Below are 26,776 nucleotides of genomic sequence, written 5' to 3'. Positions count from 1 at the left end.
GCTGCTCTCACGGGTGCCACTGTGACATTCCGACGCTTTCTCCTCATGGCGGGCGGCCTTCTGGTGCTGTTTCTGGGCATGTATTCCTGGAACCAGCGCACGCACACGCTCGATGACATCGCCGCCAACGTCGGCCTGGAGATGAGCGGCACGGTGCTGGGCACCTTCGATTCCGTCAAGGGCAGCGTCATGGACGCCTGGCGGCGCTATGTGGATCTGGTGGGCGTGCGCGAAGAGAACGAGCGCCTGCGCGCCCAGGTGGCCGAACTGCAGGCCCGCATCGTCTCCCACGGCGAGGATCTGGCGGAACTGGCCCGGCTGCGCGAGCTGGTGCAGCTGCCCGTGGACAGCGCCTGGAAGCCCGTGGGCGCCCGCATCCTGGCCGGACGCATGGGCCCCAACGCCATCCAGGACAGCATCACCATCAACCGGGGCTACACCTCGGGCGCCCGCCCCGGCACCCCCATCGTCACCAACATGGGCCTTGTGGGCCGCGTGCTGCGGGCCAGCCCCCATGCCGCCACGGTCCTGCTCATCACCGACCCGGGCAGCCGCATCGCCGTGTTCGCCCAGCAGAGCCGCTCGGCCGGCATCCTGAGCGGACAGGGCCTGGAACAGCCGCTGGAAGTGGGCTTTGTGGAACGCGACGCCCCGGTGACCGCCGGGGAGATCCTCATCACCTCCGGTCTGGACGGCAAATATCCCAAGGGCATCCCCGTGGCCACCGTGGACAGCGTGGCCCCCTCGGACTCCACCCAGTTTCTGGCCGTCACGGCCCGGCCCCTGGTGGACGTGCGCCGTCTGGAAGAAGTGCTGCTGCTGGAGCCCAGCGGCATCAACCGGCCCCTGCGCCCCAGCGAGCCCGCCCCGGACTTCGTGGGCCCGCCCCGGCCCCCCAAAAGGGAGCGCTAGCCCATGCAGGCCGTGCGCAACATCTTCTGGTGGCTGTGCTTCGTGGCCCTGGGCATCTGCGTGCAAAGCCTCGTCCCCTGCCTCGATGCCCTGGTGGTGGGGCTGGTCATCCTGTTGCAGGAAAGGGACTACAAGAACCTTTGCTGGCTGCTGCCGCTCTTCGTCCTGCTGCAGGAAGGCATCGGCACCAGCCCCTTCGGGGCCACCATCGTCTGGTACGCGCTGGTCTGCCTGATCTACCGCCTGCTGCGCTGGCTGCTGGGCCTGGGGAACTTCTTCCTCGTGCTGCTGCTCTCCATCTGCCTGGGCGGGGCCTGCTTCGGCCTGGGCTGGCTGTTCTCCCCGCTCTATGCCGTGCATTTCGATCCGCAGGAATTTTTGGACAGGAGCCTGATCCAGGCCCTTTACCTGCCCGTGGCCTGGTTGCTTCTGACGGCCACGCGGCCCCTGGCATGTTCGCATGACGAAGAATAGGCGTATCTTCCCCTCTGCCGCTCCGGAACCGGCCTCTCCCCTGACGGAGGCCCCCCGCCGCAAGCGCAAGAACTGGCGTTCCTGGCTGACCATACAGGTGGAAAGCGAACGCTACCAGCCGCCGCGCAGCGGCATCCTGCTCCTGCAGGTGCTGGTGGGCATCTTCTTTTTCGTCTTCGTCACCCGCTTCTGGTACCTCCAGCTCCATCTGGGGCCGGAGATGACTACACAGGCCCAGAAAAACCGCCTGCGCACGGAGCGCATCTTCGCCCCGCGCGGCCGCATCTTCGACGATCACGGCAATATCCTGGCCGACAACCGCACGGCCTACGGCCTGGGCATCATCCGCGAGGACTGCCCGGACATCCCCGCCACCCTGGCCCAGATCAGCCAGTGGACGGACACGCCGCTGGAGCAGCTCCAGAACCGCTACAACCAGGACCGCTTCAAGACCAAGCCCTTCGAGGCCCTGCCGCTGGTCTCCGGTCTGGATTTCGGCCAGGTGGCCCGCATCGAGGCCGAGCTGGTCAACTGGCCCGGCCTGGAGATCATGGTCCGTACCAACCGCCACTATCCCGAAAAAGACCTTTTCGCCCACGTGCTCGGCTATGTGGCCGAAGCCAACAGCGCCGAGATGGAGAAAGATCCCGATCTGGCCATGGGCGATCTGGTGGGCAAGGCCGGTCTGGAACTGGAGCTGGAAAAGCGCCTGCGCGGCCACAAGGGCCTGTACCAGATGGAAGTGGACGCCCACGGGCGCATGCTGGCCAAGAGCCTGAGCGAGGCCCCCAGCGCCGGACAGGAGCTGGCCCTTTCGCTGGACCGCGACCTGCAGCAGGCCGCCTGGGACGCCCTTGCCGGCGAGGCGGGCTGCGTGGTGGTCATGGAGCCGGACACCGGCAAGCTGCGCGCGCTGGTGACCTCCCCGGCCTACGACAACAATTTGTTCGCCGCGGGCATCTCCCGTCGCGACTGGGAAGCCCTGCGCACCAGCAAGCGCTATCCCCTGCAGAACCGCGTCATCCAGAGCGTCTACCCGCCGGGATCGGTCTGGAAGCTGCTCATGGCCGTGTTCTTCCTCGAGAACGGCGTGGATCCCCGCGAGACCGTCTTCTGCGGCGGCCAGACCAAGCTGGGCAACCAGATCTTCCGCTGCTGGCGGCGCGGCGGGCACGGCAGCCAGACGCTGGAGCAGTCGCTCATCAACTCCTGCGACGTGTATTATTACATCATGGCCGAGCGCCTGGGCATCGACAAGATCTCGGCCTTTGCCAAGCAATGCGGCTTCGGCCGCCCCACCGGGGTGGACCTGCCCCACGAGCGTTCGGGCCTGGTGCCCTCGCGTGACTGGAAGCAGCGCTACCGCAAGCAGGTCTGGGTACGCGGCGATACGTTCAACACCTCCATCGGTCAGGGCTTCACCCTGGTCACGCCCATCCAGATGGCCGTCTATGTGTCGGCCATGCTCAACGGCGGCGACCTGCTCAAGCCCCAGCTGCTGGAAGATGCCCCCCGCGAGGTGCGCGGCCGCATCCCCGCCGAGCTGGGCCATCTGCGCTTCGTGGTCCAGGCCATGCGCCGCACGGCCGGGGGCGGCACCGCCAAGGTGGTGGGCCGCCACGATGCCGACATGGGCGGCAAGACCGGTACGGCCCAGGTGACCAAACTGAAGATGACCGCCAACGACCGCCGCCTGCGCACCGCGGAGCTGGCCTACCTGCACCGCGACCATGCCTGGATCGCCACCTGGGGCAGCAAGAACGGCAAGACCTATGTGGTCATCGTCATGGTGGAACACGGTGGCGGCGGTTCCAGCGTGGCCGGCCCCGTGGCCAAAAAAGTCTACGAATATCTTTTCGGGCCGGATACCGCCGCGCCCGGCTACAGGGCGCCGGAAGCGCCCCAGCCCGCCGGCAGGATGCTGGGCACCGTATCAGGCCCCCTGCCGGGCATGACCAACGACAGCAACGATCCCCCCAAGCGCCGTCGCCGCTGACGACAACAGGAACGCCCCATGGACAAGCGCCTTCTCGGCTATATCAACTGGGCACTGCTGGCCTGCATGCTGCTGCTCTACTTCACGGGCGTGGCCAACCTCTATTCCGCCAGCGGCACCCGCGTGGAGACCGGTTTCGCCTTCGAGAGCTTCTACCAGCGCCAGCTGGTCTGGGGCCTGTGCGGCCTGGGCTGCATGCTGCTGGCCACGCTGTTCGACTACCGGCAGCTGCGCAATCTGGCCTGGCCCGCCTATCTGATCTTCCTGGTGCTGCTGATGCTGGTGCCCCTGGTCGGCTCCACCTTCTACGGCGCCAAGCGCTGGATCTCCTTCGGCCTGTTCACCATCCAGCCTTCGGAACCCATCAAGATCGCCGTGCTCATTCTGGTGGCGCGCCTGCTGGCCCGCGACAGCCAGCCCCTGGGCTGGAAGAACTTCTTTTCCGTCCTGGCCGTGGGGCTGGTGCCCGTGGTCTTCATCCTCAAGCAGCCCGACCTCGGCACGGCCATGATGGTGCTGCTCATCATGGGCGGCATGATCCTGTTCCACGGCCTGCGCCGCTATGTGCTGGGCACCTGCCTGCTGGCCGTGCCCGGCGTGGCCGCCCTCATGTGGTGCGTGCTCATGCACGATTACCAGAAGCAACGCGTGCTCACCTTCCTCAATCCCGGCGACGACCCCCTGGGCGCGGGCTACCACATCCTGCAGTCGCGCATCGCCATCGGTTCCGGCGAGCTGTGGGGCAAGGGCTACATGGAAGGCATGATGAACAAGCTCAACTTCCTGCCCGAGCGCCACTCGGACTTTGCCCTGGCCGTATTCGGCGAGGAATGGGGCTTTGTGGGCTGCGTGGCCCTGGTGACGCTGTTCTGCCTGTTCCTACTGTCCATCTTCTCCACGGTGGTCCAGGCCAAGGATCGTTTCGGCAGCATGCTGGCCGTGGGTGTCTTCTTTTACTTTTTCTGGCAGATATGTATCAATATGGGCATGGTCATCGGGCTCATGCCCGTGGTGGGCATCCCCCTGCCCTTCATCAGCTACGGCGGCAGTGCCACGGTAGTGAACTTCACATTACTGGGCATCGTGCTTAATGTTTCTATGCGGCGCTTCATGTTCAAGAGCTGAGCCTGAGGCATGCCTGCCTGGACAGGCATGCCGGACAGGAGAGCTCCCACCTCCTTTCCCGGGGCACAGCCGGGAACCCGCCGCATGTCCCATCCGGATATCCCGTTGCCGGGCGACCGGCCGACGACTATCCCATCCCCGCCGTCCCGCGCGCGTCCGTCATCCCCGGTAACGCGCCTGCGCCCGGGGCGGCCAACGGCAATCACCGACGCCTGCCGGGGAAGGCGTCACCCCATCCAAAGGAGGTCTTCCATGCCCCAGGATTATTTCCGCGCCCTGCGTGATGTGGCCCTGGCCATCAATGCCAGCCTTGATCCCAAGGACGTGCTGCACAAGATCAGCGAGCACACGGCACAGACCATGAACTGTAAGGCTTGCACCATCCGCCTGCTGGACAGCACCGGGCACTTCCTGCTGCCCAGCGCCGCTTACGGCCTCTCCGCCACCTACATGCGCAAAGGCCCCGTGGAAGTGAAACGCAGCGGCCTGGACAGCGAAGTGCTGTCCGGCAAGGCCATCCACCTGAAGGACGCCACCTCTGACGGTCGCTTCCAGTATCCCGAATCCGCCAAGGCTGAGGGCCTGGTCTCCGTGCTTTCCGCTCCCCTGAGCGTGGGCGGCAAGGTCATCGGCCTGATCCGCGTCTACTCCTCCGAAGAGCGCGAGTTCACCGACGACGAAGACAGCTTCATGATGGCCGTGGCCGCCATCTCCGCCGTGGCCATCGAAAATGCCCGTCTGCATGACGCCCTGCGCAACAATTACGAGCTGATGGCCAAACACGCCTACTCGGTCTACGAAGACTAGCCGGCCCTGCCGCACATCCCGATCCGCCGGGCCAGGCGGCATGCGCCCCGGCATGACGGCATCAGGGGCCCTGCCCGCCGCCGTGCCGCTCCGCCCCCATCAAGACAGTATGCCCGCAAGGGCAAAGGTGAATACAATGAAAAAAGTTCGTGTCGGTATCAATGGTTTCGGCCGCATCGGCCGCCAGGTGTTCCGCGCCCTGCGCCAGAGCTACGCTGATCGCGTGGAAGTGGTGGCCATCAACGACCTCTTCGACGCCACCACCAACTTCCAGCTGCTGGAATACGACTCCGTCTATGGCCGCGCCTTCCTGGACGCCCAGGTGGACGGTCAGGAAGTGAAGGTCGGTGACTGGAACATCCACTGCTTCGCCGAGCGCGATCCCCATCAGCTGGCCTGGGGCCAGTATGACGTGGACGTGGTGGTGGAAAGCACCGGTATCTTCCGCAAGGCCTCCCAGGCGTCCGTGCACATGGACAACGGCGCCAAAAAGGTCATCATCACCGCTCCGGCCAAGGAAGAAGACATCACCATCGTCATGGGCGTGAACCACGACCAGTACGATCCCGAAAAGCACCACATCGTGTCCAACGCCTCGTGCACCACCAACTGCCTGGCGCCCGTGGCCCTGGTGCTGCAGCGCAACTTCGGCATCAAGCTGGGCAACATGACCACCATCCACTCCTACACCAACGACCAGCGCATCCTCGACATGGCCCACAAGGACCCGCGTCGTGCCCGTGCCGCCGCTTGCAACATCATCCCCACCTCCACCGGTGCGGCCCAGGCCGTGGCCAAGGTCATCCCCGAACTGGCCGGCAAATTCACCGGCTACTCCCTGCGCGTGCCCACCCCCACGGTCTCCGTGGTGGACTTCAACGGCATCCTGGAAAAGGAGACCGATACCGAGACCCTGCTGGCCGCCCTCAAGGACGCCAGCGAGACCTACCTCAAGGGCATCCTGGGCTATAACACCCTGCCCCTGGTCTCCATGGACTTCAAGGGCGACCCGCATTCCTCCATCCTGGAAGCGCCCTACACCACCGTGCAGAACGGCAATCTGGTGAAGGTCGTGGCCTGGTACGACAACGAATGGGGCTACTCCAACCGCGTCTGCGACCTGGTCTGCCTGATGCAGGAAAAGGGCCTGTAAAAAATCCCCCGGAGCGGGCCTGCCCTGCTCCGGCATCCCCATGAACACAAAAGGCCACCCGCTCGGGTGGCCTTTTGCATATATTTCAAGCCCGTCAGCCTCAAAAAGCGGACGCTGTCCGAACTGCCCGCTCCCCTGCCTTTCTTTCCATCCCAAGACGTCCGCGCCATCCTCCCCGCCCCGCTCCCGTCCTGCCTGCCCCATCCTGTGGTATCTGTCCCCGGCCCATCCTTTCCCCCGCTCCGTCCACCGGGCACAAAAAAGTCCCCCGCACTACCGGGGGACCATCAAACACGGTACGGACAGGGGCGTCACGCTCCCCGCCCAATGACCGGAACAGCGTTTTTTGAAGGGAAAGGGGGAGCTTGAGGCGGAGAGGGGAACTTTTTCCAAGAAAAAAAGTTCCCCTCTCCACCTCAATACGGCATCACTCTACCCCAGGGCCTCGCGGGCCAGCTCGGAAACGGTCTTTTCCACTACCTTCTCGCCGTCGAAGACCTCGCAGATCTCCTCATGTCCGGCTTCGGCCAGACGGCGCAGGGCCGGGGCATCCATGAAGTCGCGGGGCAGCTGGGCAAGGGCCCAGGCGGCCATGCCGCGGCAGGGAATGTCCTCGTCCTCCAGCCCCTTGAGCAGCCAGGGACGGGCGATGACGGCCAAGTCCCGCCGGGCCTGCGCCAGACGGCCGATGGCCCAGAAGCAGGAACGGCGCAGCGGGCCGTGGTCGCAGAAGTTGTCGTCCCGGCCCAGGTCGATGACATAGGAGATGAGCACCCGGTGGAACTCCTTGGCCGCGCGGGGACAGGCAGCCAGCACTTCGCCGAAGGCTTCGGGGATGCCCCAGCCGATGTTGCCGGACTCCTCGTTCATGTGCCACATGAGACGGCGCATGATGTTGTGCATGTCTTCGGCGCTGCCCTCTTCCAGACCGGCCACCACCTGCCCCAGGGCCAGGGCGGCCTTGTGGCGCATGAGCGGTTCCAGCAGCAGGAAGGAGAAGAGCGGCCCCACGGCGGGCTGGCCCATGGAGCGCAGTTCGGACAGATGGTCACGCCAGTCGGGCGCGGAAAGCAGATCTTTCAGTTGCTGTTTGACGGCACGCATACGGGCCATGGCGCAGCTCCTTGCGTTACAGGGTACAGAAGAAAGTCACCCAGAAAGGCACGCTGAAATCCAGGATCATGGCGTGCACAATGGAAACGAACACCCACTGCTTGCCCGCGAAGCGGGTGATGACCGGCAGGGTGGAATCCATGGTGGAGGCGCCGCCGCACGAGATGGCGGCCAGCGGGCTGATCCAGCGTACCATGAGCGGCGTGAAAAGCAATGTGGCCAGCTCGCGCATGATGTTGGCCAGCAGGGCCACGGTGCCCAGCTCCGCGCCCTTGTACTGGGTGATGAAGATGGACGAAAGGGAATAATAGGCAAAGCCGGAACCCACGGCCAGGCATTCGCTGAGGGAATAGGCCAGCGTGATGCTGGCCAGGGCCGCCCCGGCAAAGGTGCCCACGGTGGTGGCCAGGGGCAGCAGCAGCACCCGGGGCCGCAGGGTGCGCAATATCTCTCCCAGACGGCGGTCGTGCCCGATGGAGATGCCCACCAGGAACATCAGCACATAGAGCACGTAGAGCGTGCCGTCGTGCTCCAGAAAATAGTCCGGTATCCAGCCCAGCCAGGCCAGCAGCACGCCCAGCACGAAACAGCCCAGGATCATCAGGCTCCCGCTCATGCCCGGCCCTCCCCGTCTTCCCGGTCACGGCGCACGCTCATGGCCGCGCCCGCGTCCTCGCTGTCGGCCCCAGCGGCCGCATGGCGCCGGGGCCCGGCATCGGGAAAGAAACGGCGCACGGCCACGATGCAGATGAGGCTGCCCGCCACACAGGCCACGGTGAGGATCAGGGCCTTGCCGCCCAGTACGGGCAGGTTGGTCATCAGGGTCTCGTTGCCGCCCACGGCCACGCCGAGGGCGAAGAGCATGAGCATGATGGTGGGAGAGATGGCGCGGCCCAGCAGTTCGGGCCACTGGAAAGAGCGCAGGGCAAAGCCCAGAGCGATGCCCGTGAGCATCAGTCCGATAGCAGTGAACATGGCGTTGTTTTCAGCGTCTGGAGATCTGTTGCAGCGCCCGGCGCACAAAGGCCAGCATGGCCGCGTAGCGCTGCGGTTCATCAAGAAGGAATTCCACGTCCCAGAGCACCCAGACCAGCGTGCCGCGATGCCGCAACTGCTGGAGGGGGCGCACCCCGGCGGGCAGCCCCAGGGCGCGGGCCGCCACGGAGCCCATGACCACCACGGCACGGGCATGCAGGGCCTGCACGCCGGACCAGAACACGTCGGCATTGGGCTGGTAGCGGGGCCTGTCCTCCCCCTCGGCCGGGGCCGGGGAGGCGGGCATGGCGTCAGGATCGGGCAGACAGGCGGGCCAGAAGGTGCTGGTACCCGCCGGATAGGCCAGATCCTGCATGAGACGGCGGAAAAAGGCGCTGCGCTGCGCCTTGCCCGGGGCCTGCGCTTCGCAAAGGTCCGGGCCGAGGTTCCAGTAGGTCCAGACCACTCGTCCCTGCCGGGTGCGCGAAAGGCGCTCCTGCCAGACGGCGGGCCAGACGTGGGGCGGCAGGGGCCGCCAGCTCCTGACCGGTGCGGCGGTCTCCGGGGCCTGTTCCGCAGCTTGCGGACGGGCCGGACGCCGCTGTTCCGGGGCGGGCGCTGCGGGAGCGGGAGAAGCCACGGGGGCACCGCCCTGCCTCACGGCCTGTGCCGGTGCGGCGGACGCACTGCCCTGGCCTTCCTGCTGCAGCTGGGAAGGCAAAGGACGCACGGGACGGGGCGCCCGCGGGGCCGCAGGCTGCGGACGGCGCACGGGCGCGGCCGGGACGGCGTCCGGCATGACGCACAGGGAGAGCTCCGGGGGCAGATCCTCGGGCATGAGCAGCCAGTCGAGGCCGCGTGCCTGCCAGGGGGCCGCCAGCGGGTTTACAGGCGCAAAAGCCACGAACAAAGATCCCAGGCCACGTCGGCCTTGCTCTGGTTGGGCCAGATCTCTTCATGGCCGGTACGGTCCACCACGGCCATGCTGTTGGTGGCCGCGCCGAAGCCGCTGTCGCCGCTGTTGACGCGGTTGCCCGCCAGCAGATCGGCGTCCTTGCGGGCACGCTTGCCGCGGGCCAGCTCCAGCAGGCTGTCCATGTCGGGCGTGGTCTCGGCCGCGAAGCCCAGCACTTTCTGCCCTTCCCGCCGCTGGTGCGACAGGGTCCGCAAGATGTCGGGATTGGCCGTGAAGCGGATGCTGAAGCCGTCCTGCCGCCCTTCTTTCTTGAACTTCTGCGGGCCCAGCGGTTCGGGCGAAAAGTCCGCCACAGCGGCGCAGAACAGGCCCATGTCCATGCGGGGCCAGCAGTCGGACGCGGCCTCGAACATCTCGCGGGCACTGCCCACGCCGATGCGCTCCACCCCGGCGGGCAGGTCGGGGCAGCCGGGCCCGCACACGGCCGTGACCTCGGCCCCGCGCAGCCAGGCGGAGGTGGCCAGCGCCGCACCCATGGTGCCGCTGCTGAGATTGGTCCAGTAGCGCACGCCGTCCCACTTTTCGCGGGTGGGGCCCATGGTCAGCATGACGCGCTGTCCCGCCATGTCCTGCGGCGAAAGGGCACGCAGGGCGGCCAGAAAAAGATCCTCCACCGGGGCCAGACGGCCCTGGCCGGTATCGCCGCAGGCCGTGCCGCCGCAGCCGGGCACGACGACCCGGGCCCCGCGCCGCCGCAGGGTGGCCACATTGTCCTGGGTGGCCGGGTGCCGCCACATGCGCGGGTTCATGGCCGGGGCCACCACCAGCGGCCCGTCAAAGGCAAGCGCCTGCGCCGAGAGCATGTCCGACGCCGCTCCGGCCGCCAGACGCGACAGGGCGTCGGCCGAGGCCGGGGCCACCAGCATGGCCTGGGCCCGCTGGCCCGGCTCCAGATGATCGAAGACCTCGTCGCCCTCGAACATGCGGCCATAGACCGGCATGGCGCCCAGGGCCTCGAAAAGCAGGGGCGTCACGAAACGGCGCGCGCCGTCGGTGAGGGTGACGGAAACGTGGATGTCCAGGGCGTGCAGGGCGCGCAGCAGATCCAGCGCCTTGTAGCAGGCGATGGAGCCGCACACGCCCAGATGCAGACGCTTGCCCGCGAAACGGCGGCTGTTGTGGAAGGGCGACGCGCTCACAGCAGACGCTCCTGCAGACCGCTGCCGCTGCTGCCGCCCGAAGAGGAGCCCCAGCCCCCGCTGTTGCCCACCGGAGGCGGCGTGCTGCCGCCGTCGGGCGTCTCGAAACCGCCGCCCGTGGCGGGCCCGTTGCTCTCGAAGCCGCCGCCGGAAGCACCGTCGGAGCTGCCGCCAAAGCCGCCGAAACCGCCGCTGTTCTGGCTGCCTTCACCGCGCAGGGGCAGGAGGTTCAGGGAGGAACCGTCGGCCATCTTTTCCGAGACCCAGATCTCGGCCACGCAGCTGTAGACCGTCTGCGAATACAGGCTGATCACGGCAAGACGGTTGCCGTTCTCAAAGGCCAGCATGATGCGGTCGGCCTTGCGCAGGCTCATGCGCACGTTCCAGCCCGCCCCCTGCATGTTGTTGAACAGGCTCTGCGCCACCTGCATCCGGTCGGCCTGACCGTACGCGGTCTCCATGCCCTGGGGCTGGCCGTCGCTGCCGGTGGTGCGGGCGCAGTGCTGCGTGGAAAGTTCCATGCCCGCAGGCAGACTGATGCCCAAAAGCTGGCTGTTTGCGGCGGTCGGCGTGGATTCAAAGGGGTTGCTGATGCCCAGGTCCGCGCAACCGGCGGCGCTGGCCAGGAAGACCCCAAGGATCAAGGTGACAAGTAGGCGTCGCATTGGCTATACTCCTTCAACTGTCGTCCGGAAGGCCGGACAGCCCGAAAAGGATAGCCTCTCCGGCACGGACTGACAAGCGTCTCTCCGGCTGCCCCTCCCCCTGCGGGGCGGGCATGGAAAACGGCATCGCCCGGCCCTGTCCGACGGCAGATGTTGCGGCCGCCACGCGGCCCGAAGAGAAGTGAAGGAAAAGACCCATGCCGCCTGTTTTCGTTTCCGAAGATGATTTTCTGCTGCAAAACTATACCTACGAGCTGCCTCAGGAGCAGATAGCCCAGTATCCGCCGGAGCAGCGGGGCACGTCGCGCCTGCTGACCATGCGCCGCAACGGCGCCCTGGACCTGGAGCACCACATGTTCAGCGACCTGCCGGACTGCCTGCCCGAAGGCTCCCTGCTGGTGGCCAACAACTCCCGAGTGCTGCAGGCCCGCCTGCTGGGCAGCCGCAGTACCGGCGGCAAGGTGGAATTCCTGCTGCTGACGCCCCTGCCGCTGGTGCGGGCCGCCGCCACGCCCGTCAAGGGCTGTGAGGACACCTGGAGCGCCGAGGTCAACGGCCTGGTCCGTTCCGGGGGCAGCGTGCGCGAAGGCGAGACCCTGCACTTCGGTGCGGGCATCAGCGTGACCATCCTTGAATGCGGCACCTTCGGCCACCGGCGTGTGCGCATGTGCTGGAAGGGCGACGTGGCCGACGCCTTTGCCGCCACCGGGCACATCCCCCTGCCGCCCTACATCAAGCGTTCCGACGCCGAAGAAGATTCCAGCCGTTACCAGACCATCTACTCCCGCGAGGAGAAGACCGGTTCCGTGGCCGCGCCCACGGCGGGCCTGCACTTTACCGACGAGCTGCGCGAGACCCTGCGCCGGCGCGGCTTCCAGTGGGCCGAAGTGACGCTCTATGTGGGCTACGGCACCTTCAGCCCCGTGCGCTGCGAAGACATCCGCAACCACCAGATGCACCGGGAATACGTGGAACTGCCCGAAGAGACGGCCAACGCCATCGCCGAGGCCAAGGCCCGGCACCGGCCCGTCATCGCCGTGGGCACCACCTCGGTGCGCACGCTGGAAGGCGTGGCCCAGGTCTGCGGCCGTGCCCAGCCCTTTGCCGGCTGGACGGACATCTTCCTCTACCCCGGCCGTCCCTTCCGCGTGGTGGACGGGATCATCACCAATTTCCACCTGCCCGAGTCCTCCCTGCTGATGCTGGTCTCGGCCTTCGCGGGCCGCAAACGCATCCTGGAAGCCTATCAGGAGGCCGTGAAGGAAGGCTACCGCTTCTTCTCCTACGGGGATGCCATGCTCATCCGGTAGGAATTTTTTGCGGCTGCCCGGCTTTCCGGTACGGACGGAGCCGGACGCATCCGCAACCGGCCCTTCGGGGCATGATAAGTATCAACACCGCATGGTGCGGCACCCTGTGGCAGGATGCCGCGCCATGTGCAATCTGTATCGATCAGGGGAACAGCATGTCGCGAATTGTTTTTCTGGAAGAACGCTGCAAAGGCTGCGGCCTGTGTGTAGCAGTCTGCCCGGCGCACATCATTCGCCCCTCGGGACGGTTCAACCGCCAGGGCTATGAGGTGATGGAAACCGAAGGCCGCTGTACGGGCTGCGCCTCCTGTGCGCTCATGTGCCCGGACGTGGCCATCCGTGTCTTCAAATCCAAAAAAACGGAGAAGACCGCATGAGTCACGACCGCATTCTCATCAAGGGCAATGAAGCTGTGGCCTTTGGCGCCCTGGACGCCGGCTGCCGCTGCTATTTCGGCTATCCCATCACGCCGCAGAACGAGATCCCCGAGACCATGTCCCTCCGGCTGCCCGAATGCGGCGGCCAGTTCGTGCAGGCCGAAAGCGAAGTGGCCGCCATCAACATGCTGCTGGGCGCCGGCGCCTGCGGCATCCCGGCCATGACTTCTTCGTCCAGCTGCGGCATCTCGCTGATGCAGGAAGGCATCTCCTACATGGCGGGCAGCCATATCCCGGCCGTCATCGTCAATATGGAACGCGGCGGCCCGGGCCTGGGCGATATCGGTCCCTCGCAGGGCGACTACTTCCAGGCCGTCAAGGGCGGCGGTCACGGCGACCACCGCAACCTGGTGCTGGCCCCCTCCACCGCGCAGGAATGCTACGATATGATGTTCCGCGCCTTCGCCCTGGCCTTCAAGTACGCCAACCCGGTCATGCTGCTGGGTGACGCCATCGTGGCCCAGATCAAGGAGCCCGTGCGCCGTCAGCCCCCGGCCGACGCCCTGAGCCCCGAGGCCCTGGCCGAACTGGCCGCGCCCTGGCGCATGGAAGGCTACGGCAAGCGCGGCCCCGGCGCCAAGCCCCGTCTGCTCAAGTCCGTGTATCTGGCCGAAGGCGCCCTGGCCGCCCGCAACCGCCTGCTCATGGAAAAGTACGCCGCCATGCAGGCCGAAGCCTGCGCCGAATGCTGGAACACCGACGACGCCGAACTCGTGGTGGTGGCCTTCGGCTCCATGGCCCGCATCGCCCGCAGCGCCATCCGCAAGCTGCGCGAAGAAGGCCTCAAGGCGGGCCTGTTCCGTCCCAAGACGCTCTATCCCTTCCCGGCCGACGCCCTGCGCGCCCTGGCTCCGGGCCGCCGCTTCCTGGTCATCGAACAGAACACCGGCCAGATGGTGGAAGACGTGCGCCTGTCCCTGATGGGCGAGAACGCCAGGGTGGACTGGCACGGCGTCATGCCCGGCCTGTTCATCGGCGCCGATGCCCTGGAAGATCCCATCCGTCAGGCCTGCAAGGAGAACTAAGATGCACGCGCACGAACTTGAACAGGCCCTTGTGCCCCAGGATGGCGAGACCCTGGTCTTCGACACCAATCCCGTGCTCAACGAGCGCGTGACCCACTACTGCCCCGGCTGCCACCACGGCATCGCCCACCGCCTGGTGAGCGAGGTGCTGCACGAGCTGGGCGTGGCCGACAGGACCATCCTGGTGGCCTCCGTGGGCTGCGCCACCTTCACTTACGACTACTTCAACGTGGACGGCCTCGAAGCCCCCCACGGCCGTGCCTGCGCCGTGGCCACCGGCGTGCGCCGTGCCCGCCCCGAAAGCGTTGTCTTCACCTATCAGGGCGACGGCGACATGGGCGCCATCGGTCTGGCCGAGTCCATCCACGCGGCCAACCGCGGCGAGCTCATCACCGGCATCTTCATCAACAACACCGTCTACGGCATGACCGGCGGCCAGATGGCCCCCACCACCCTGCTGGGCCAGAAGACCACCACCAGCCCCCGCGGCCGCGACATGGCCCGCCACGAAGGCGGCCCCATCCGCATGGCCGAGCTCATGGCCCAGCTCTCTGGCGTGGCCTATTCCGAACGCTGCGCCCTGGACAGCGTCAAGCATGTGCGCGCGGCCAAGAAGGCCCTGCGCAAGGCCTTCGAAGTGCAGCTGCAGGGCCTGGGCTTCGGCTTTGTGGAGCTGCTCTCCGGCTGCCCCACCAACTGGCATATGGACCCCGTCAGCGCCAACAAGCGCATCAGCGAGGCCATGATCCCTGTATTCCCTCTGGGCGTCTACAAAGACGTGACCGCCCAGGCCGAAAGCGAGGTGCAGCATGGCTAAGTATCAGGACGTCATCATTGCCGGTTTCGGCGGCCAGGGCGTCATGCTCATCGGCAACCTGCTGGCCCAGGCCGGTATGGAACACGGCCTCGAAGTGAGCTTCATCCCGGTCTACGGCGCCGAGATGCGCGGCGGTACCGCCAACTGCACCGTGGTGCTGGACGAGCATCCCGTGGGTTCGCCCCTGGTCAACACGCCCCGCTCCATCATCGTGCTCAACGAGCCCTCGCTGGCCAAGTTCCAGCCCCGGCTGCATCCCGACGGCGTGCAGATCGTCAACGCCTCGCTCATCTCCGAAGGCCTGCTGGACGGCAAGCACCGCACGGTCTACATCCCGGTCAACGACATCGCCCACGAACTGGGCAATGTGAAACTGGCCAACATGGTGGCCCTGGGCGCTTGGATCAAGGCCACCGGCGTCCTGCCCCTGGAAGCCGTGCAGGAAGCCCTCAACCGCGTGGTCAGCGCCCACTATGCCAAGCTGATCCCGGTCAACGCCAAGGCCCTGCAGGCCGGCTACGACTTCGCGTAACGAACTGGACGGGGGAAGGGGCCCCCTCTGCTCGCGCGAGAGCGGTCCCCTTCCCCCGTACCCCCATCCCTCCCCAGCGCGCTTTATCAGGGCCCACGTCCCGCCAGATGGCGGGCCGCGGGCCTTTTTTTGATGACAGGCAAAAAAGTCGATGCGCAAGATGACGGATGGCCGCTCATGGGGCCGCCCGGCCATTGCGGATATTGGGAGCTCGCACAAAGATGCGGGGCCCGTGCGCCATAAAAAAAGCGGAGCCCGAGGGCTCCGCTTCATCATGTAAATCGAAGAGGAAAAGATGGTTAGTTTTCTTTGGCCGCCTCTTCCTCGTCCGCAGCGACCGCGGCCTTCACGCACGGCGCCGGGCCGTACTTGTTGGGGCCTTCCTGACCGCTGGCGAAGCAGAGGAAAAGCAGCAAGGTACCGGTGACGAACAGCCAGCCGTAGTGCAGATAGAGCATGTAGTCCGAAAGGTGCCCTTCATTGTTCATGTAGTTGGAAAGGCCGAACATGGGCAAAATGACGGTGATGGTCAGCCAGACCGTCCAGATGCCGCCGGGCAGGTTCAGGTCGTGCAGACGGCGGATGCCCACAGAGCTGAGCGGGATCATCAGCAGGGCCCAGAGCATGCCCACGATCATGGGCGAGGTGAACCACACGGCCAGCGCCCCCAGCACCAGAAAGAACAGCAGGAACCAGATGAACTCGGCCCGGCAGCTGCGACCGTAGCAGCGGGCGAATTTGCCGAAGCAGGCGGCGATGGCCGCACCGGGTTTCATGACAGTTGTTTTGCCGGACATGGTCCCTCCTTGATGACAGAGAGCAGTGGATTGCAGGATGCCTCTGTGCCCTGCCTGCTGGGGCAGGCGCACGGGAAAAAGACTTCATTATCCCGCAACGGCATCGGCCTTGGGCGCTGCCGTATGCAGGAGCCGCCGTATCATTTCGATATCCAGGGCATAGTCTTTGTCCATTAGAATGTACTTATAGGAATGCAGGATGCACTGCCGCAAATTGCGCCGATTTCCCTCAAGCAGGCTCTCAGGCGCAGGACATGCTTCCTTCCTGCTTTCGATCACGCTTTCATACCTGGCTATATCCGCATATCGTTCTTTGATGTAGCCCTCGCTGAACACGAGGCAGACATAGGCGATTTCTTTTCTGTACTCGTCCGGGAAATCATCTTCCCAGCCAAAGGGGATATAGCATCCCTCGATGATCATGTTCTGGCGGTTCTCTATGCATGTCTTGATCATCTCCCTGACGATGGGCCATAGGTAGCGTGTGAGCTCGGCATCATCGCTTTCAGGAGACAGCGCGCACTGGCCGCTCCTGATGAGCCCCATCTTCAGGTGATCCAGCGACAGGCAGGGATAGCGGTATGCCTCCAGCAGCTTCTGCGCCAGCAGGGTCTTTCCCGTATGGCTCTCCCCTGCGATCAATATGACCATCGCTCACCAACTCCTGAGGATCTGCCCGTCTTCCGGGCTCCTCCGCCCAAGGAGGGAAGCCGCTCCGGCTCCCGCCGTCGGGCCAAGCCCCGCTCTTCAGTGCTGCATGCCCTACGGATACGCCCTGCCGCCCGGCAAACGCCGCTGCCTAGATGGCGGCATCCATGAGCAGGTTGTCGCGATGGATGACCTCGGGATAGTGGGCATCGCCCAGGATGGCGGCCACCTCATGGCGCCGCAGGCCCATGATCTTGCGCAGGTCCGCCGCGCTGTAATTGGACAGGCCCACGCCCAGGCTGGCGTGGCTGTCGCTCTCGCCCAGACGGGCCACGCGCACCAGCGCGCCCTTTTGAAAATTGCCCAGCACCTGACGCACACCGCCGGGCAGCAGGCTGCTGCCCTTGCTGAGCAGGGCCTCGGCCGCACCGGCATCCACCAGCACCGTGCCCGCCGGATCGGACTGGTAGGCCAGCCAGAACTTGCGCCGCGGGATGGCGTGTTCCTCGGGACGGACCCAGGTGCCCACGGCCTCACCGGCAAAGGCGCGCGCCAGCACGTCCGCTTCGCGGCCGGGCAGGATGAGGGTGGGCACGCCCAGCTGGGCGGCGCGGCGCGCGGCCTGCAGCTTGGAGTACATGCCGCCGGTGCCCACGCTGGTCTTGCCGCCGCACATGCGGCCCAGATCGAGGCCCGCCACGTCCTCCACGCATTCCAGGATGCCCGCGTCGGGCACTTCCTGCGGATTGGCCGCGTAGACGCCCGGGGCCGAGGTCAGGTTGATGTAGAGGTCGGCGCCGATGAGGTTGACCAGCAGGCTGGCCAGACAGTCGTTGTCGCCGAATTTCAGCTCGCTGACCGAGACCGTGTCGTTTTCGTTGACGATGGGCAGCACGCCCCAGTCCATGAGCTCGGCGAAGGTGTTGCGGGCATTGAGGAAACGCTGGCGGGCGCGCAGGTCGTCACGGGTGAGCAGCACCTGCGAGGTGGGGAAATCATAGGCGCGGAAGACTTCGTCCCAGGCGCGCATGAGCTGCCCCTGTCCCACGGCGGCAGCCGCCTGACGGGCGGACAGGCCGGAGGTCTCGCCGCTGTGGCCGTGGGCGCGCAGGACGGCGCGACCGGCCGCCACGGCCCCGGAAGAGACCAGCACCAGACGGCGCTCATGCCCGTCCGGCGCGGTGCGCAGGGCGGCCATCTGACGGGCCAGGCTTTCCAGCACGGGCGTGCTCAGCCCCTGGGCATCGGTCAATACCGCACTGCCCACCTTGATGACCACCACACGGGCACGGGCCAGCGCCTGTGCTTTTTCCTGTCGCCAATCGGCCTGTCTTTCCATGATCGCTCCTAACAAGGGCTCTAAAAAATTCCTGTCCGCCTCCGGCGGACGCCGCCTGACCATAGCCCAAAGCACGACAAACAGCCAGCGTGCAGACAGTTCGTGTCTTCCCGGCAGAAGAGCCTGTCTTCTCCCCGCTTCTTATGCCCTTTCAGGAAGGATCATGCGAGAACTTCGCATAATCGGAACAGTCAGGGCACGGCGCCCCCAAGGTCTCAATGATCCTGTCCACTTTTTCCCGGCTGCCGGTCGGGTCGGCGACCAACTCGTCCAGCTTGCGGAGCAGGGCATCCAGCGAGGCTATCTGGGCTTTTATGTTCTTCCTGTGGGATTCGATGATGGCGACGATATCCCCATCATGAAGGGCGCTGCCATCATCCTTGATCGACAGCAGCTTTTCAATGTCGGCAAGCGACATGCCGTGGTTGCGGCAATGGCGGATGAAGCGCAGGCGCTCCAGATCGTTCTGATCGTAGATCCTGTAGTTTGCCGCCGTGCGTTTTGCGTTGGGCAGCAAACCGATCTTTTCATAGTAGCGGATGGTGACTGCCGGGCAGCGGGAAATTTTTGCGACCTCTCCTATCCTCATGTTCACCTCCCCGACGTGCAGGGGACGACATCGTACGAAAAGTGCTTGACCTTATAGCTGCTATAAGGATTAGCGTCAATTCAGACCTCCCGGAAGGATACGCGGATCCGCACTGCCAACATCCAGCAAGGAGCACATCCATGTCCCCTGAAGAAAACAAAGCTGTCGTTAAAAAGTTCTACCAGCTCATCGAAGAGAACAACTATGATGCGCTGAAGGAGCTGTGCCACCCTGATTTCCGTTTCTACTCCCAGATAGACCATCCTCTTTCGGCTGATGAGTTCATCCGGCAGGAAAAGAACCATATGGACGCCTGCCCGGGCTTTACCATGCGCATCCACGACATGTTCGCGGAAGGCGACAAGGTGGCCTGCTATCTGGTCTATGAGGGGGTCCACACCAGACCTTTTCTCGGCCTCCCGCCCACGAACAAAAAAGTTCGCTTTTCCCTGATGTTCATGATCACGCTCAAGGACGGAAAATTCCTTGAAAAACGGGCCCACTATGACGGCGCCGACATCCTGAGACAGCACGGGATGGACATTTTGTGTCCGTCACTCGTGTAGCCTGACTGCGGGAGGCCTCCCTGCCCGCGCACGGAGGTCTCCCCCTGGAGCCATGCTCATGAAACATCCCCAAACCGGCATATGCAGGGAAGGGTGCCCCTTCCTCGCCCTCGTCGCGTTCAGCGCGCTCCTGTTCGCCCTCCTGGGGCTCTGGCTCCCGGCCCTGGCCTTCCTGCTCGTGCTCTGGCTGTCCAGCCATTTCCTGAACGGGTCTGCCCGCAAGAGGAGCACTGCGCCCTCAGTCCGGCCGACGGCAGAATCGTGCGCATCGAGCAAGCCGACGAACCGTTCACAGGGGAGCGGCTCACCCGCATCAGCATCTTCATGAATCTTTTTGACGTGCACGTGAACCGGATGCCGGTCGATGCCCGCATCGAGGACATCCGCTATTACCCCGGCAAATTCTTCAACGCGTCCCTGGACAAAGCCTCCCGGGATAACGAACGCTGCGCCTATGCCCTGAAGGCCGATGACGGGAACTTCGTCATGGTGCAGATCGCGGGCCTCATAGCCCGGCGCATCGTCAGCTATGCGGAGCCAGGCGATATGGGGAAAAAAGGGGAACGTATCGGCATGATAAAGTTCGGCTCCCGTGTCGATCTCTACCTTCCTCAGAACTACGCGCCCCGTGTCGTGGTGGGACAGAAGGTCTTCGCCGGTCAAAGCATCGTGGCAATACGCCGGCAGCCTTGCAGCGCCCTGCCCTCGGAAGACAGGAAAAGCAGCCCTTCCCCCAAAAATCTGTCTGCCAAAGGAGCGGGATAAAAGCCCCGGCTCTGTGAACCCGCATGGTACCGGCACGCCGGGTCCCTGCCGTTCCCCGCATCCACAGTGATGCCGGACAGGGCTGCATGAGGGCACATGCAGGAGATTTATCCATCCTATGGCGGCATGGTCTTCCCGCCAAGGAAAGGCCACAAAAAAAGGACGCCGGATATATCCGGCGTCCTTTTTTATTTCTGCGGTCCGGGGCAGGAGAGTATCAGACGATGCCCGTCACCTCATGACGGATCGGCGGGCCTTTCGGCCTTTGCCAAAGATGTCCGGGGTTTGCCCGCGCTATCGGAAAGCAGGCCAACATGGCGGCCCCGCCCTCATAATACACTGGGGTACGGGACTACTTGTAGAACTCCAGCGAGTCCACGATGCCCTGCAGGGCGGGATGGCCGGTACGGCCCACGATGCTGGCCACGCCGTGCATGCCGTCGAAGGTCCAGAGGCAGACCTCCAGCGGCAGATCGCCCGCCATGCCCTTGAGGCCGTAATAGTTGCCGTTCTGCGCCACACGGGCGGCGTGCAGCTTCTGCTCGTAATCGGCCGCCAGCTGTTCCGGCGTCATGGTCCCGCTGGCGGCAGTGACGATGGTGACGCTCACGGATTTGTCCGGGGCCACCAGCACCACGCCTTCGGTCACGTCCGGCACGGCGGTCACGGTCCAGCCCTCGGGGGCGACCACGCGGAAGGTCTGCTTCTCCACAGGGGCGGCCAGGGCGGTGGCGCACAGGGCCAGCAGCAGGAGGCAGGACAGAAGGATATGTTTCATGCTTCTCCTCCTGAGTGACGAAAAACGGGGCAGGAACGCGGCCTGCCAAGCGGCGGTCCCGCATCCCTGCCCCGCACGCATCACTCGCGGGTGTAGATGACTTCGATGTCCTCGAATTCCTCTTCGTCCACGTTCTCGGCTTCCACGAAGTGGTGCAGGGGTTCGTGCACCTGCACTTCGTCGCGCAGCTTCCAGAGCGCGGCCACCAGATCCTCGATGCCGATGCCGTCACGGGCCGAGATGAAGAAGACCTCGCGGCCGTCGGCGCGGGCGCGGGCCCGCAGCTCTTCCAGACGCTCCTCGTCCACCAGGTCGATCTTGTTGACCACCTCGATCTGGCGACGTTCGGCCAGTTCGGGGTCGAAGCGGCGCAGCTCCTCGTTGATGAGCTCGAAACCGGCCCAGGGATTGTCGTCGCTCATGTCCTCGATGCTGAGGATGTGCACCAGGAAGCGGGTGCGCTCCACATGCTTGAGGAAACGGTGGCCCAGGCCCTGGCCTTCGTGGGCGCCCTCGATGAGGCCGGGGATGTCGGCGATGACCATGCGGCGGTCAGGATCGTATTCGTCGATCATGACGCCCAGATTGGGCGTCAGCGTGGTGAAGGGATAGGCCGCGATCTTGGGCCGCGCCGCCGAGACCTGCGAGATGAAGGTGGACTTGCCCGCATTGGGCAGGCCCAGCAGGCCGGCGTCGGCCAGGATCTTCAGTTCCAGGCGCAGTTCGCGTTCCTCGCCGGGCTCGCCGGGCTGGGCGAAACGCGGGGCGCGCATGGTGGACGTCTTGAAATGCTCGTTGCCCATGCCGCCGCGACCGCCCTGGGCGGCCACCACTTCCATGTCGGGCTCGCGCAGGTCGGCCAGCAGGTATTCCTCGCCCATCTCGTCGCGGGCATAGACCAGGGTGCCCACGGGCAGGCCCAGGATGAGGTCATCGCCCTTGCGCCCGTTGCACTGGCTGCCCATGCCGGGCTGGCCGTTGCGGGCCTCGTACTGGCGCTTGAGGCGGAAGTCATAAAGGGAAAGCAGGCGGCTGTCCGCCTTGAGGATGACGGAACCGCCCTTGCCGCCGTCACCGCCGTCCGGCCCGCCGCGGGGCACGAACTTTTCACGCCGGAAAGACACGCAGCCGTGGCCGCCCTTGCCGGCCCGGACCTGGATAGTAGCTTCGTCCACAAAACGCATGAAAAATCTCCCGGGTGTCACCACCCTGATCTTCGGGACGCCTTGCGGGCGTACCGCAGGCCGCAGGGGCCTGAAAAAAGCAAAAAAGGGAAGAAGCCCTGCGGCCTCTTCCCTTCAAAAATCACGCCTTGCCGCGCCGTTATTCGGCAACGGGGGCTTCCACATGCACGCGGGTAAGCACGCGACGCTTGCGGATGTACTTTTCAAAACGCACCACGCCGTCAACCTTGGCGAACAGGGTGTAGTCCCTGCCCATGCCCACGTTGGTGCCGGGATAGATCTTGGTGCCGAGCTGACGCACGATGATGTTGCCAGCCAGCACGTTCTGGCCGCCAAAGCGCTTCACGCCGCGTCTTTGGCCCGCACTGTCGCGGCCGTTACGCGAAGAGCCGCCTGCTTTCTTATGAGCCATGGTATACTCCTTACAAGGCAGATTGCCGTGCGTCCCCGCAGGGACACGCCGTCAAGCTAGCCGTTAATGCTTTTGACGCGGATGGTGGTGCAGTCCTGACGATGACCGCGCAGCTTGCGCGAGTCGTTACGACGCCAGCGCTTGAACACCATGACCTTGGCGCCGCGGCCCTGTTCCACCACTTCGGCGGTCACGGCAGCGTTTTCCACATAGGGAGCGCCCACTTTCACGTCGGCGCCGCCAAGCATCAGCACCTTGTCCAGCTTGATTTCGCTGCCGGCTTCGCCAGCGAGCTTTTCCACAACGATCTTGGAACCTTCTTCGACGCGGTACTGTTTGCCGCCCGTTTCAATAATAGCGTACATGCTCTTAAACCTCCGAAAAGAGAGAGGCCTGTTTGCCTCATGCTACAAGAAAAGTCAAGTGATTTTTGTTCTTGGCCGCGCCACAGGCCACGCATCCTGTGGTGGGACGCGCGGTAGTCGGGGCCAGACAGAGGCGTAGGCCAGTTGCGTTGCATAGCACAGGAAGCGCCGGGAGGCAATGCTTTTTTGCCTTCCGCCGCTTTTTTTCCGCGCCGGACGCGCTTTTCCCGCCGCAGAGGGACGGCTGTCCCCCTTTGCTCCGCCCTGCCGCGCATTGCCAGCCCGGGGCAAAGCCGCTACAAGAAAGATCATCGTGCCGCAGGCCTCTCCGGCCTGTTCCCCGCCACTCCAACCCCCTGTTCCGCCATGACCGATGAGATCGTTTGCCGTATCGACACACTGAGCCACGACGGCCGCGGCCTGCACCGCCCCGAGGACGGCGGGCCTGTCATTTTCGTCGCGGGCTCCCTGCCCGGCCAGACGGTACGGGCCCGCATCATCCGCCGCCAGAAACGCTTCTGGGAGGCCCAGCGTACGGCGGTGCTGGAGGACGTGGCCCTGGCGGCGGACACCTGTCCCCACGGCGAGGATTGCGGCGGCTGTCCCTGGCAGCGCCTGCCCTATGCGGCCCAGCTGCGCTGGAAAGGCCAGCTGGTACGCGATGCCCTGGAGCGCATCGGCGGTCTGGGCCGTGATGCGGCCCTGCCCCTGCGGCCCGCTCTGGGCTCCCCGGAACAGCGGGCCTTCCGCAACAAGATGGAATTCGCCTTCGGCCCTGCCGACGGCAGCGGCCTGTGCCTGGGCCTGCGCCGACGCGGCGGCCTGCGGGTGCTGCCGGTGCCCGGCTGCGCCCTGCCGCCCGGCGAGGGGCTGGAGCTGGTCACGGCCTGCGCCGATCTGGCCGCCCGCAGCGGCCTGCCCGCCTATGTGCCGCCGCGCAGCGCCGCCGAGGAAGGCCGTCTGCGGCCCCGGGCGGAAAAGAATCGCGGGCGCCGCCCCCGGCGGGAACGTCCGGCTACGGAAGACTGCGGTTTCTGGCGCTTCCTGGTGGTGCGCTACGGCTGGCCCGATCCCGCTCCGGCACAGGCCGCCGCGGACGATGCCCCGGGACGCCGCTGGTGGCTCACCTGCGTCACCAGCCCGGGCACGGCGGAACAGCGCCGTACCGTGGCCCGCATGGGCCGGGCACTGCTGGACGCCTTCCCGCACATCCAGGCCTTCGTCCATGAGGAACGTGCCACCCCTGACGCTCTGGTGGCCGGAGAGACGCGCGTGCTCTGCCTCGACCGCCGGGGCGAGGCCCTGCCGGACGACGGGGCGCCGCTGTATCTGCCCCTGGGCGGCCGCTGGTTCGGTATCGATCCCGCATCCTTTTTTCAGGTCAACAGCCGGGCCGCCGAACTGCTGGCCGCCACGGCCGTGGATCTGCTCCTCTCCCCCCAGGCGGGTGTGACGCCCCGCCGTCTGCTGGATGTCTATTGCGGTGCGGGGGCTCCTGGCCTGCTGGCCGCGGGGCATTTCGGCGAGGTGCTGGGCATGGAATACGACCGCCGCGCCGTGCTCCTGGCGGAGCGCAATGCCCGCCGTTTCGGCTTCGGCCACTGCCGCTACGAGGCCGGGGACGCCGCCCGCCTGCTGACGGCCCTGGCCCGCAAGCACGGCCCCGGGCACTGGGATCATGCCCTGCTGGACCCGCCGCGCGGCGGTGTGGCCCCGGAAGCGCTGGAGGCCCTGCTCCATCTGGCTCCGGAGCGCCTGGTCTACATCTCGTGCAACCCGGCTACTCTGGCCCGCGATGCCCGGATGCTGTCCGCCGATTATGAGCTGGTGCAGGTGACGCCCCTGGACCTCTTCCCCCACAGCCCGCATGTGGAAAGCGTGAGCTGCTGGCAGCGTCGCGCCTGAGACGGCCCCCTTTTGCCGGTGTCGCACGGTACGGATTTTTGACGCCTCCGGGGTTTTCGATCCTTTTTATAAAATATGTCAGATAGTTAAAAAACAATTTATTTTTCAATAAGATAGAGCAACACTTCACAAGGTCTTCCGGACGGGGAGCCGGTGCAAATCCACAAATTGCATTGACGCAGCGATGCCATTGTGATAATTTGTACATTGACACGGCTTCAGGGGGTCCAAAGGATTTTGCGATCCCCACCCGCCCGTCATCACAGCCGAAGGCAGGAGAAAACGTGTCACTGAAGGACATTTTCAAACAGCAGAGCAAGGGCATGGAATCCCTTGCCACCACGGGCACCATCGGCATGCATATGGTGAGCGGCCCGCTGGTGGGTTTCGCCATAGGCTACGGACTCGACGCCTGGCTGGAGACGGGTCCCTGGCTGAAGCTGGTCTTCCTGGTCATCGGGATCATCGCCGGTTTCATGAACGTCTATGAGGATACCCAGCGCCTGCTGCGCAAGATGTCCCGCGAAGAAGAACAAAAACGTGCCGAAGCCCTGGCCGACAGGCCGGAGCGCGTCACGGTGAAGAAAAAAACGGTCGTCCCGGACAGCATCGCCCGGGCCTGTGCGGCGGAAACCGCCGCCGTCAGCCGGGAAACCGGCGGCAGGGCCCCCACGGCGCAGCTGCGCACCGGCACGACCAGCCCGGAAGCCCCCGAGGGCGAAGGCACGAAGACCGGCGGTCACGACCGCAATGACGGATAATGTTGGGACCCTTGCTGAAAGATATTGACAACTGGCTCTGGCGTCGGGGTATAAGTCATCCGGTCATTCTGCCGCTGGTGCGGAATTTGATTTTGTTTACCGGCATTTGCCTTGGGATGGGCGGCGTCGGTTATGCGCACATGCCCGGCCTGTTCTGGTTTGGCGTGGGCGCGGCAATGATTACTTGGACTTTTTGGGGATTGGCCCGCTTTTTCTTGCGGCAGCCCCTTGGTGAATACAGTACGGCGTTCCTGCGCGTGGTGCTCTTGCGCTGGGGAGGCAGACTGGCCGTACTGGCCGTGGTGACCTATGTGGCCCTTGCAGTGTGCGGGGCGCCGCTGACGGCCCTGCTGGGAGGGTTGGCCGCCGCCACGGCATTGGCGCTCATTACCTACGCGTGGGCAAGCCGCGCGGCCGGAAAGCGCTAGCGCCGGATTTTTCACCTTAACCGAGCAGGAGGCATGTCTCATGGCTGGTGGTTTGCCGCATCCGGTATTACTCTCCACGTTCTGCAACATGGACCAGATCACGATCGGCGGACAGGTGGTGGAATTCAAACATGTCTTCTACTCCTGGGTCTGTATGGCCGTGCTCTTCGTGGTGGCCTATCTCGTGCGCCGTCGCCTGACCCTGGTGCCCGGAGGCATGCAGAACTTCTTTGAAGCTCTCATCGACACCATCGAGAACTTCATCTGCAACACGATGGGCGAGGCCGGCCGCCGCTTCGTGCCGCTGCTGGCCGGTATGTTCATCTACATTTTCGGCATGAACCTGCTGGGCCTGATCCCCGGCTTCGACGCCCCCACGGCCAACCTGAACACCACCGTGAGCATGGCCCTGTTCGTGCTCGTGTTCTACAACGCCCTGGGCATCATCCGCTGGAAGGCGCACTACGTGCACCACTTCACCGGGCCCTCCAAGTTCCTCATCCCGCTGATGTTCCCCCTGGAGATCGTGTCGCACCTGTCGCGTCCCGTCTCTCTGTCTCTCCGTCTTTTCGGTAACATCCGCGGTGAAGAAATCGTTATGGTGCTCTTCTTCATCATGGCTCCCATCCTGGGCACCATCCCGATCTACGCCCTGTTCCTGCTGGGCAAGACCATGCAGGCCTTTGTGTTCTTCATGCTGACCATGTTCTACATCAAGGGCGCCATCGAGGCCCCGGAACATTAATCAGCCCGCTGCCCTTGCGGCAGCCCCGAATATGTGGG

At 65.1% G+C, this 26,776-nt stretch carries 30 protein-coding genes and 1 pseudogene; 17 read left to right on the top strand and 14 right to left on the bottom strand.

All coding sequences use genetic code 11. From position 1 onward, the window contains the following. Positions 1-21 precede the first annotated feature (21 nt). The 6 genes from mreC to gap all read left to right on the top strand — a co-directional run bounded on the left by mreC (position 22) and on the right by gap (position 6,467). Entirely contained in the window at positions 22-912 is an 891-nt protein-coding gene (gene mreC / locus HF854_RS02185) for a rod shape-determining protein MreC (protein ID WP_297140025.1), read from the top strand. Positions 913-915: 3 nt separating this feature from the next. Beyond that, positions 916-1,386: a hypothetical protein gene (locus HF854_RS02180; RefSeq protein ID WP_006007430.1), complete on the top strand. Its 471-nt coding sequence runs from the start codon at positions 916-918 to the stop codon at positions 1,384-1,386. Beyond that, positions 1,373-3,382: a penicillin-binding protein 2 gene (mrdA, locus tag HF854_RS02175; protein WP_168934803.1), complete on the top strand. Its 2,010-nt coding sequence runs from the start codon at positions 1,373-1,375 to the stop codon at positions 3,380-3,382. The genes HF854_RS02180 and mrdA overlap by 14 nt, the downstream gene beginning before the upstream one ends. An 18-nt stretch (positions 3,383-3,400) precedes the next feature. After that, positions 3,401-4,507: a rod shape-determining protein RodA gene (gene rodA / locus HF854_RS02170; RefSeq protein ID WP_168934802.1), complete on the top strand. Its 1,107-nt coding sequence runs from the start codon at positions 3,401-3,403 to the stop codon at positions 4,505-4,507. 252 nt (positions 4,508-4,759) lie between these two features. Next, a complete protein-coding gene (locus HF854_RS02165; RefSeq protein ID WP_168934801.1) occupies positions 4,760-5,314 on the top strand; it encodes a GAF domain-containing protein in 555 nt (184 codons plus the stop codon). Positions 5,315-5,450: 136 nt separating this feature from the next. Continuing rightward, positions 5,451-6,467, top strand: coding sequence for a type I glyceraldehyde-3-phosphate dehydrogenase (gene gap / locus HF854_RS02160; RefSeq protein WP_168934800.1), 1,017 nt, complete (start codon positions 5,451-5,453; stop codon positions 6,465-6,467). A gap of 432 nt (positions 6,468-6,899) precedes the next feature. Here the strand turns inward: gap and HF854_RS02155 are convergent, their stop codons facing one another. From HF854_RS02155 to HF854_RS02130, 6 genes are read right to left on the bottom strand one after another with little or no spacing between them, the layout of a single operon-like run. Next, the gene (locus tag HF854_RS02155; protein ID WP_168934799.1) at positions 6,900-7,580 is read right to left on the bottom strand and encodes a DVU0298 family protein; all 681 of its coding nucleotides are present in this window, start codon (positions 7,578-7,580) and stop codon (positions 6,900-6,902) included. Positions 7,581-7,596: 16 nt separating this feature from the next. Beyond that, complete coding sequence (locus HF854_RS02150; RefSeq protein WP_006007419.1) at positions 7,597-8,196, bottom strand: LysO family transporter; 600 nt, start codon at positions 8,194-8,196, stop codon at positions 7,597-7,599. Beyond that, complete coding sequence (locus HF854_RS02145) at positions 8,193-8,555, bottom strand: LysO family transporter (protein ID WP_168934798.1); 363 nt, start codon at positions 8,553-8,555, stop codon at positions 8,193-8,195. Before HF854_RS02145 ends, HF854_RS02150 begins: the two co-directional genes overlap by 4 nt. A 10-nt stretch (positions 8,556-8,565) precedes the next feature. After that, positions 8,566-9,459, bottom strand: a complete 894-nt coding sequence (locus HF854_RS02140; protein WP_168934797.1) for a hypothetical protein — start codon at positions 9,457-9,459, stop codon at positions 8,566-8,568. After that, positions 9,441-10,670 carry a bifunctional phosphopantothenoylcysteine decarboxylase/phosphopantothenate--cysteine ligase CoaBC gene (coaBC, locus tag HF854_RS02135; protein WP_168934796.1) on the bottom strand — a complete coding sequence of 410 codons (1,230 nt, stop codon included), beginning with the start codon at positions 10,668-10,670 and terminating at the stop codon, positions 9,441-9,443. Before coaBC ends, HF854_RS02140 begins: the two co-directional genes overlap by 19 nt. After that, positions 10,667-11,335: a hypothetical protein gene (locus HF854_RS02130; protein ID WP_168934795.1), complete on the bottom strand. Its 669-nt coding sequence runs from the start codon at positions 11,333-11,335 to the stop codon at positions 10,667-10,669. The genes coaBC and HF854_RS02130 overlap by 4 nt, the downstream gene beginning before the upstream one ends. 197 nt (positions 11,336-11,532) lie before the next feature. Here HF854_RS02130 and queA point away from each other — a divergent pair, with 197 nt between their 5' ends. From queA to HF854_RS02105, 5 genes are all read left to right on the top strand, one after another. Continuing rightward, entirely contained in the window at positions 11,533-12,645 is a 1,113-nt protein-coding gene (queA, locus tag HF854_RS02125; RefSeq protein WP_168934794.1) for a tRNA preQ1(34) S-adenosylmethionine ribosyltransferase-isomerase QueA, read from the top strand. A gap of 155 nt (positions 12,646-12,800) precedes the next feature. Beyond that, positions 12,801-13,022: a 4Fe-4S dicluster domain-containing protein gene (locus HF854_RS02120; RefSeq protein ID WP_168934793.1), complete on the top strand. Its 222-nt coding sequence runs from the start codon at positions 12,801-12,803 to the stop codon at positions 13,020-13,022. After that, positions 13,019-14,107 carry a 3-methyl-2-oxobutanoate dehydrogenase subunit VorB gene (vorB, locus tag HF854_RS02115; protein WP_006007400.1) on the top strand — a complete coding sequence of 363 codons (1,089 nt, stop codon included), beginning with the start codon at positions 13,019-13,021 and terminating at the stop codon, positions 14,105-14,107. Before HF854_RS02120 ends, vorB begins: the two co-directional genes overlap by 4 nt. A 1-nt stretch (position 14,108) precedes the next feature. Beyond that, positions 14,109-14,924 carry a thiamine pyrophosphate-dependent enzyme gene (locus HF854_RS02110; RefSeq protein ID WP_168934792.1) on the top strand — a complete coding sequence of 272 codons (816 nt, stop codon included), beginning with the start codon at positions 14,109-14,111 and terminating at the stop codon, positions 14,922-14,924. Continuing rightward, on the top strand, positions 14,917-15,456 hold the full coding sequence (locus tag HF854_RS02105) for a 2-oxoacid:ferredoxin oxidoreductase subunit gamma family protein (RefSeq protein ID WP_168934791.1): 540 nt from the start codon (positions 14,917-14,919) through the stop codon (positions 15,454-15,456). The genes HF854_RS02110 and HF854_RS02105 overlap by 8 nt, the downstream gene beginning before the upstream one ends. Positions 15,457-15,755: 299 nt before the next feature. Here HF854_RS02105 and HF854_RS02100 read toward each other — a convergent pair whose 3' ends face one another. From HF854_RS02100 to HF854_RS02085, 4 genes are all read right to left on the bottom strand, one after another. Next, positions 15,756-16,253, bottom strand: coding sequence for a DUF805 domain-containing protein (locus tag HF854_RS02100; RefSeq protein ID WP_168934790.1), 498 nt, complete (start codon positions 16,251-16,253; stop codon positions 15,756-15,758). A gap of 87 nt (positions 16,254-16,340) precedes the next feature. Then, positions 16,341-16,904, bottom strand: coding sequence for an ATP-binding protein (locus tag HF854_RS02095; RefSeq protein ID WP_168934789.1), 564 nt, complete (start codon positions 16,902-16,904; stop codon positions 16,341-16,343). Positions 16,905-17,052: 148 nt separating this feature from the next. Beyond that, complete coding sequence (gene proB, locus HF854_RS02090) at positions 17,053-18,240, bottom strand: glutamate 5-kinase (protein ID WP_168934788.1); 1,188 nt, start codon at positions 18,238-18,240, stop codon at positions 17,053-17,055. 151 nt (positions 18,241-18,391) lie between these two features. Continuing rightward, on the bottom strand, positions 18,392-18,829 hold the full coding sequence (locus HF854_RS02085; RefSeq protein WP_168934787.1) for a MerR family transcriptional regulator: 438 nt from the start codon (positions 18,827-18,829) through the stop codon (positions 18,392-18,394). A gap of 140 nt (positions 18,830-18,969) precedes the next feature. On the opposite strand from HF854_RS02085, the gene HF854_RS02080 reads away from it, so the two are divergent. Together HF854_RS02080 and HF854_RS02075 are read left to right on the top strand one after the other, a co-directional pair. Continuing rightward, positions 18,970-19,395, top strand: a complete 426-nt coding sequence (locus tag HF854_RS02080; protein WP_168934786.1) for an ester cyclase — start codon at positions 18,970-18,972, stop codon at positions 19,393-19,395. 58 nt (positions 19,396-19,453) lie between these two features. Then, a pseudogene (locus HF854_RS02075) lies at positions 19,454-20,085 on the top strand (phosphatidylserine decarboxylase family protein); the annotation flags it as partial. A 427-nt stretch (positions 20,086-20,512) separates the two neighbouring features. Here the strand turns inward: HF854_RS02075 and HF854_RS02070 are convergent. The 4 genes from HF854_RS02070 to rplU form a co-directional block, all read right to left on the bottom strand. Beyond that, positions 20,513-20,938, bottom strand: coding sequence for a hypothetical protein (locus tag HF854_RS02070; protein WP_168934785.1), 426 nt, complete (start codon positions 20,936-20,938; stop codon positions 20,513-20,515). A gap of 80 nt (positions 20,939-21,018) precedes the next feature. After that, positions 21,019-22,122, bottom strand: coding sequence for a GTPase ObgE (obgE, locus tag HF854_RS02065; RefSeq protein WP_168934784.1), 1,104 nt, complete (start codon positions 22,120-22,122; stop codon positions 21,019-21,021). 139 nt (positions 22,123-22,261) lie between these two features. Beyond that, entirely contained in the window at positions 22,262-22,534 is a 273-nt protein-coding gene (gene rpmA, locus HF854_RS02060) for a 50S ribosomal protein L27 (RefSeq protein WP_040369732.1), read from the bottom strand. A 56-nt stretch (positions 22,535-22,590) separates the two neighbouring features. Then, complete coding sequence (gene rplU / locus HF854_RS02055) at positions 22,591-22,899, bottom strand: 50S ribosomal protein L21 (protein ID WP_006007380.1); 309 nt, start codon at positions 22,897-22,899, stop codon at positions 22,591-22,593. 366 nt (positions 22,900-23,265) lie between these two features. On the opposite strand from rplU, the gene HF854_RS02050 reads away from it, so the two are divergent. From HF854_RS02050 to atpB, 4 genes are all read left to right on the top strand, one after another. Then, positions 23,266-24,804 carry a class I SAM-dependent RNA methyltransferase gene (locus HF854_RS02050; protein ID WP_168934783.1) on the top strand — a complete coding sequence of 513 codons (1,539 nt, stop codon included), beginning with the start codon at positions 23,266-23,268 and terminating at the stop codon, positions 24,802-24,804. Positions 24,805-25,088: 284 nt separating this feature from the next. Then, a complete protein-coding gene (locus HF854_RS02045; protein WP_168934782.1) occupies positions 25,089-25,565 on the top strand; it encodes an AtpZ/AtpI family protein in 477 nt (158 codons plus the stop codon). Positions 25,566-25,576: 11 nt separating this feature from the next. Further along, complete coding sequence (locus HF854_RS02040; RefSeq protein ID WP_239463801.1) at positions 25,577-25,993, top strand: hypothetical protein; 417 nt, start codon at positions 25,577-25,579, stop codon at positions 25,991-25,993. 40 nt (positions 25,994-26,033) lie between these two features. Beyond that, positions 26,034-26,738 carry a F0F1 ATP synthase subunit A gene (atpB, locus tag HF854_RS02035; RefSeq protein WP_040369730.1) on the top strand — a complete coding sequence of 235 codons (705 nt, stop codon included), beginning with the start codon at positions 26,034-26,036 and terminating at the stop codon, positions 26,736-26,738. Positions 26,739-26,776 lie beyond the last annotated feature (38 nt).

The sequence above is a fragment of the Desulfovibrio piger genome (genome assembly GCF_012843875.1).
Lineage (GTDB): Bacteria > Desulfobacterota > Desulfovibrionia > Desulfovibrionales > Desulfovibrionaceae > Desulfovibrio.
Note: the sequence above shows the minus strand (reverse complement) of the source record. Positions and strands in the feature narration are given on the sequence as shown.

Bases quoted from the DNA above. Each gene is read 5' to 3' on its own strand.
- HF854_RS02110 (WP_168934792.1), top strand. From the start codon at position 14,109: ATGCACGCGCACGAACTTGAACAGGCCCTTGTGCCCCAGGATGGCGAG.
- HF854_RS02145 (WP_168934798.1), bottom strand. From the start codon at position 8,555: ATGTTCACTGCTATCGGACTGATGCTCACGGGCATCGCTCTGGGCTTT.
- HF854_RS02155 (WP_168934799.1), bottom strand. From the start codon at position 7,580: ATGGCCCGTATGCGTGCCGTCAAACAGCAACTGAAAGATCTGCTTTCC.
- HF854_RS02105 (WP_168934791.1), top strand. From the start codon at position 14,917: ATGGCTAAGTATCAGGACGTCATCATTGCCGGTTTCGGCGGCCAGGGC.
- HF854_RS02120 (WP_168934793.1), top strand. From the start codon at position 12,801: ATGTCGCGAATTGTTTTTCTGGAAGAACGCTGCAAAGGCTGCGGCCTG.
- rodA (WP_168934802.1), top strand. From the start codon at position 3,401: ATGGACAAGCGCCTTCTCGGCTATATCAACTGGGCACTGCTGGCCTGC.
- HF854_RS02100 (WP_168934790.1), bottom strand. From the start codon at position 16,253: ATGTCCGGCAAAACAACTGTCATGAAACCCGGTGCGGCCATCGCCGCC.
- HF854_RS02180 (WP_006007430.1), top strand. From the start codon at position 916: ATGCAGGCCGTGCGCAACATCTTCTGGTGGCTGTGCTTCGTGGCCCTG.
- HF854_RS02095 (WP_168934789.1), bottom strand. From the start codon at position 16,904: ATGGTCATATTGATCGCAGGGGAGAGCCATACGGGAAAGACCCTGCTG.
- rpmA (WP_040369732.1), bottom strand. From the start codon at position 22,534: ATGGCTCATAAGAAAGCAGGCGGCTCTTCGCGTAACGGCCGCGACAGT.
- queA (WP_168934794.1), top strand. From the start codon at position 11,533: ATGCCGCCTGTTTTCGTTTCCGAAGATGATTTTCTGCTGCAAAACTAT.
- HF854_RS02085 (WP_168934787.1), bottom strand. From the start codon at position 18,829: ATGAGGATAGGAGAGGTCGCAAAAATTTCCCGCTGCCCGGCAGTCACC.
- vorB (WP_006007400.1), top strand. From the start codon at position 13,019: ATGAGTCACGACCGCATTCTCATCAAGGGCAATGAAGCTGTGGCCTTT.
- gap (WP_168934800.1), top strand. From the start codon at position 5,451: ATGAAAAAAGTTCGTGTCGGTATCAATGGTTTCGGCCGCATCGGCCGC.
- mrdA (WP_168934803.1), top strand. From the start codon at position 1,373: ATGACGAAGAATAGGCGTATCTTCCCCTCTGCCGCTCCGGAACCGGCC.
- atpB (WP_040369730.1), top strand. From the start codon at position 26,034: ATGGCTGGTGGTTTGCCGCATCCGGTATTACTCTCCACGTTCTGCAAC.
- HF854_RS02150 (WP_006007419.1), bottom strand. From the start codon at position 8,196: ATGAGCGGGAGCCTGATGATCCTGGGCTGTTTCGTGCTGGGCGTGCTG.
- rplU (WP_006007380.1), bottom strand. From the start codon at position 22,899: ATGTACGCTATTATTGAAACGGGCGGCAAACAGTACCGCGTCGAAGAA.
- obgE (WP_168934784.1), bottom strand. From the start codon at position 22,122: ATGCGTTTTGTGGACGAAGCTACTATCCAGGTCCGGGCCGGCAAGGGC.
- HF854_RS02050 (WP_168934783.1), top strand. From the start codon at position 23,266: ATGACCGATGAGATCGTTTGCCGTATCGACACACTGAGCCACGACGGC.
- HF854_RS02080 (WP_168934786.1), top strand. From the start codon at position 18,970: ATGTCCCCTGAAGAAAACAAAGCTGTCGTTAAAAAGTTCTACCAGCTC.
- HF854_RS02130 (WP_168934795.1), bottom strand. From the start codon at position 11,335: ATGCGACGCCTACTTGTCACCTTGATCCTTGGGGTCTTCCTGGCCAGC.
- HF854_RS02070 (WP_168934785.1), bottom strand. From the start codon at position 20,938: ATGAAACATATCCTTCTGTCCTGCCTCCTGCTGCTGGCCCTGTGCGCC.
- HF854_RS02165 (WP_168934801.1), top strand. From the start codon at position 4,760: ATGCCCCAGGATTATTTCCGCGCCCTGCGTGATGTGGCCCTGGCCATC.
- proB (WP_168934788.1), bottom strand. From the start codon at position 18,240: ATGGAAAGACAGGCCGATTGGCGACAGGAAAAAGCACAGGCGCTGGCC.